We start from the raw sequence: 4529 nt of genomic DNA, 5'->3' as shown, positions 1-4529 counted from the left end.
CACCTGGTCCGCCGGCGAACTCCTGGCCTGGACCGGATGACGCCCCGCCGGCGCTCCGGCGGCGGCCCGCCGCGCGGGGCGGTCCCGTGCCGCCGGTCCATGCACTTCGCCGAGGACGGCGCGATGGCCATGCGCGCCTCCAGCGACGAGGGCGCTCAGGAGGCCGGATCCGGCTCGCGCGCCCGGCGGGCCCCGGCGGCCCCGCCGCCTCCGCACGGCGGCACACCGCCCGTTCAGGCGAGCGAACGAAATCCGGCTGTTTCTTCGTCGTTCCGGATGAACTGAGCCCGTCGTACTCACCGTAACGTCGGAGCCCATCCCCCTTATCGGAAGGCTTCGACGTGACCGCTGATTTTCACCGACGCGCCATCGTGGCCGATACACACAACGATCTGCTGGACGCGGTGGCCACCCGCCGTCCGGATCGCTGGTCGGACTTCTTCCGCGAGCGCTGGCTGCCGCAGCTCCGGACCGGCGGTGTGGACATCCAGGTCCTGCCGGTCTTCATCGACGACCCGTACCGGCCCGAGGGAGCCCTGCGCCGCACCCTGCGCATGATCGAGGCCGCCCATGTGCTGGCCGAGGGCAACCCGGACAGCGTGGCCCTGTGCCATGACGGTGACGAGATCGACAGCGCGCTCGCGGAGTCGAAGATCGCCCTCGTCCTGGCGCTGGAGAGCGCACCCGGCGTCGACGCCGATGTGGAACTGTTCCACACCCTCTACCGCCTCGGTGTACGGGTCGCCTCCATCGCCCACTGGGGACGCACCCCGCTGGCGGACGGCAGCGGCGAGGACGCCACCGGATCGCGCCTCACCGAGGCCGGCGTACGGGCCCTGGCGGAGATGGAACGCCTCGGCATGATCTTCGACGTGTCCCATCTGGGAGCGGGCGGAGTGGCCCACGCGCTGGAGCTGGCCACCCGGCCGCTGATGGCCACCCACTCCTCCGTCCGCGCCCTGCGCGACCACCACCGCAACCTCACCGACGACCAGTTGCGAGGCGTCGCCGCCACCGGCGGCGTCATCTGCATCAACTTCTTCCCCTCGTTCCTGGACGCCGACCCGAAGGGGCACACGGTGGAACGGCTGGGAGACCATATCGAGCACGCGGTGTCCGTCGCGGGTATCGACCATGTCGGGCTCGGGCCCGACTTCGTGTACGAGGTCATCACCGATCTCACCCCGCCGTGCTGTGAGGACCTCGGGTACGGGGACATCGACCCGCTCGCCGTCCTGCCGGGACTCTCCGGACCCTCCGGGCTGCCCCTGGTGACCGAGGAACTCTTCCGGCGCGGTCTGCCCGAGGAGGACATCGCCAAGATCCTCGGCGGCAATGTGCACCGGCTGTTCCGCGCGGAACTGGGGCGCCCCCGATGACCGTCCCGCGGCCCCCGGTGACGACCTCGATCCCGGAGGACCCCATGAAACTGCCCCGTATGCTGGACGATCTGCGCGAGCTGGTCGAGTGCGAATCCTTCTCGGCGGACCACCACGCGGTGGCGCGCAGCGCCTCGGTCGTCGCGGCCCAGGGCGCGCGCCTGCTGGGGACCGCCCCCGAGACCCTGGTCATCGGCGGGGTGTCGCATCTGCGCTGGACCTTCGGCACACCCCGGGTCCTGCTCATCGGTCACCACGACACCGTGTGGCCGATGGGCTCGCTGGCCACCCATCCGTGGTCCGTGGCGGACGGCATCGCCCGGGGGCCCGGTGTCTTCGACATGAAGGCCGGTCTGGTGCAGATCTTCCACGCCCTCGCCTCGCTGCCGTCCCTGGACGGCATCTGTGTCCTGATCACCGGTGACGAGGAGGTCGGCTCGGCCACCTCCCGCGAGCTGATCGAGGAGTCCGCGCGCGGGTGCGCCGCCGCGCTGGTGCTGGAGGCGTCCGCCGACGGCGGGGCGCTGAAGACCGCCCGCAAGGGGGTGTCCTGGTACGAGATCACCGTACGGGGCCGGGCCGCCCACTCCGGTCTCGACCCCGAGAAGGGGGTGAACGCGGCCGTCGAGGCGGCCCATCAGATCCTCGCTGTCGAGGGTCTCGGCGCCGTGGTGAACGAGGGCCTGCCCCGGTACGGTCCGACCTCCACCAGCATCACCCCGACCCTGGTGTCGGCGGGGACCACCGGGAACACCGTCCCGCCCCTCGCGACCGTCTCCGTGGATGTCCGTGTCCCCACCGTGGCGGCGCAGGGGCGGGTGGACGAACTGATCCGCGCCCTGCCCGTCCGCACCCCCGGCGCCGTGGTCGACATCGACGGCGGGCCCAACCGGCCGCCGCTGGAGGCGGCGTCATCGGCCCGGCTCTTCGGCCTCGCACAGGACGCCGCCATCCGCCTCGGTATGGAGCCGCTGCGGGAGGCGGCGGTCGGCGGCGCGTCCGACGGCAACTTCACCGCCGGCGTGGGCTGCCCCACCCTCGACGGCCTGGGCGCCGTCGGCGGCGGAGCACACGCCGACGACGAACACATCGTCGTCGCCCATATGCCGGTGCGGACCGCCCTGCTCGCCGAACTCATCAGGGCGGTACTGCCATGAACGCGAACGACGACGAGGCCGAGCTGGTCATCCGCGAGGTGCGCGAACTCGAAGAGTTCCGGGAGATCGACGCGCTCTTCGGTGCCGTCTGGCAGACCGGTCCTGGGGGCGGACCGATCAGCGTCGAGCTGATCCGCGCGCTCTCCCACTCCGGCAACTATGTGACGGGGGCCTACCGGGGCGGCCGGATGGTCGGCGCGTCGGTCGCCTTTCTCGCCGCGCCGCCGGGACAGGCGCTGCACTCCCATGTCACGGGTGTCAGCGAGAGCCGCGGTATCGGCTTCGCCCTCAAACACCATCAGCGCGCCTGGGCGCTCGCCCGCGGGCTGAACCGGATCACCTGGACCTTCGACCCGCTGGTCCGCCGCAACGCGTACTTCAACCTGTCCAAACTCGGCGCCACGCTGGAGGAGTACCACACCGCCTTCTACGGCCCGATGCAGGACGGGATCAACGGCGCCGACGACTCGGACCGGGTCCTGGCCGTCTGGCGTATCGACGAGGAGCGGGCCACCGCCGCCGTACCGGCCGGGAGCGCCGGCGAGCCGCCCGCACCCGTCCTCACCCAGCGGGAGGACGGACACCCGCAGCTGCACAGCACGGACGAGCGCGTCGTGCTGGTCGGTCTGCCGAGTGACATCGAAACCCTGCGCCGGACCTGTCCGGCCGCCGCGACCGCCTGGCGGCTCGCGGTCCGCGAGGTGCTCGGCGGCCTGCTCGCCGACGGAGCCGGAGTCGTCCGCTTCCACGGCAGAACCGGCTATGTGGTCGATCTCGATCCGCAGCTCTCCCCGTCCCGGCGCGAACGTACGAACACACTGGAGTCGCAGAACCGATGAAAATCAAGGGAATCGAACTTCGCCGTATCGCGATGCCGCTGAAGGCCCCTTTCCGGACCTCGTTCGGCGTCGAACACGACCGCGACGTCCTGCTGCTGCGGGTGGAGACCCCCGACAGCGAGGGCTGGAGCGAGTGCGTCGCCATGACGGAGCCCCGATACAACCCCGAGCACGTCGACGGCGCCGCCGAAGTCCTGCGCCGCTTCCTCATCCCGGCGCTCCCCCGCGACGTGGACGCCAACAGGGCCGGGCACGCGATGGAGCCCTTCAAGGGCCACCGGATGGCCAAGGCGGCTCTGGAGACCGCGATCCTCGACGCCCAGCTCCGCGCAGCCGGGGAGTCGTTCGCCTCCTACCTCGGCGCCACCAAGGACCGGGTGCCCAGCGGTGTGTCGGTCGGCATCATGGACTCCATCCCGCAACTCCTCGACACCGTCGAGGGATTCATCGCCGAGGGCTACATCCGTATCAAGCTGAAGATCGCCCCCGGCTGGGACATCGCCCCCGTCACCGCCGTACGCGAACGCTTCGGCGACGACTTCATCCTTCAGGTCGACGCCAACGCCGCCTACACCCTGGCCGACGCACGCCATCTGGAAGGTCTCGACGGCCTCGGGCTGCTGCTCATCGAACAGCCCCTCGCCGACGACGATCTCGTCCAGCACGCCCAGCTCGCCCGGCGGCTCAGGACCCCCATCTGCCTGGACGAGTCGATCGACTCCGCCGCGCACGCGGCGGCCGCCATCTCGCTGGGCTCCTGCTCGATCATCAACATCAAGCCCGGCCGTGTCGGCGGCTACCTCGAATCCCGCCGTATCCACGACATGGCGCGGGCACACGGCGTCGCCGTCTGGTGCGGCGGCATGCTGGAGACCGGCATCGGCCGCGCCGCCAATGTCGCGCTCGCCGCCCTCCCCGGGTTCACCCTCCCCGGAGACACCTCCGGCTCCAACCGCTACTACGCCACCGATATCACCGCCCCCTTCGAGCTGGTCGACGGCCACCTCGACGTGCCCACCGGGCCCGGCACCGGCGTGGAACCGAACCGTGACTTCCTCGACGAGGTCACCACGGCCAGTGAATGGATCGCCCTGTGACCCGCTGAGAATCGCTGAGAACCCTCCCGCGCGAAGCCGTGTGCCCGGTCCCCGGAC

At 71.1% G+C, this 4529-nt stretch carries 5 protein-coding genes; all 5 read left to right on the top strand.

Features of this window, described 5'->3' with window-relative positions:
- The coding region (locus tag ACWF94_RS34330; RefSeq protein WP_453497724.1) for a hypothetical protein at positions 1-285 on the top strand (285 nt) is incomplete at its 5' end.
- A gap of 56 nt (positions 286-341) precedes the next feature.
- Complete coding sequence (locus ACWF94_RS34325; RefSeq protein ID WP_453497721.1) at positions 342-1379, top strand: dipeptidase; 1038 nt, start codon at positions 342-344, stop codon at positions 1377-1379.
- 44 nt (positions 1380-1423) lie between these two features.
- Positions 1424-2536, top strand: coding sequence for a M20 family metallopeptidase (locus ACWF94_RS34320; RefSeq protein ID WP_453497719.1), 1113 nt, complete (start codon positions 1424-1426; stop codon positions 2534-2536).
- A complete protein-coding gene (locus ACWF94_RS34315) occupies positions 2533-3375 on the top strand; it encodes a GNAT family N-acetyltransferase (RefSeq protein ID WP_453497716.1) in 843 nt (280 codons plus the stop codon). Before ACWF94_RS34320 ends, ACWF94_RS34315 begins: the two co-directional genes overlap by 4 nt.
- The gene (gene menC, locus ACWF94_RS34310) at positions 3372-4472 is read left to right on the top strand and encodes an o-succinylbenzoate synthase (RefSeq protein ID WP_453497713.1); all 1101 of its coding nucleotides are present in this window, start codon (positions 3372-3374) and stop codon (positions 4470-4472) included. Before ACWF94_RS34315 ends, menC begins: the two co-directional genes overlap by 4 nt.
- Positions 4473-4529 lie beyond the last annotated feature (57 nt).

Source organism: Streptomyces sp. NPDC055078 (assembly GCF_053607985.1).
This window is presented reverse-complemented; position numbering and strand designations above follow the sequence as displayed.

What these genes read in the sequence shown, in the direction of transcription:
- ACWF94_RS34315 (WP_453497716.1), top strand. Translation starts at nt 2,533, where the DNA reads ATGAACGCGAACGACGACGAGGCCGAGCTGGTCATCCGCGAGGTGCGC.
- menC (WP_453497713.1), top strand. Translation starts at nt 3,372, where the DNA reads ATGAAAATCAAGGGAATCGAACTTCGCCGTATCGCGATGCCGCTGAAG.
- ACWF94_RS34320 (WP_453497719.1), top strand. Translation starts at nt 1,424, where the DNA reads ATGAAACTGCCCCGTATGCTGGACGATCTGCGCGAGCTGGTCGAGTGC.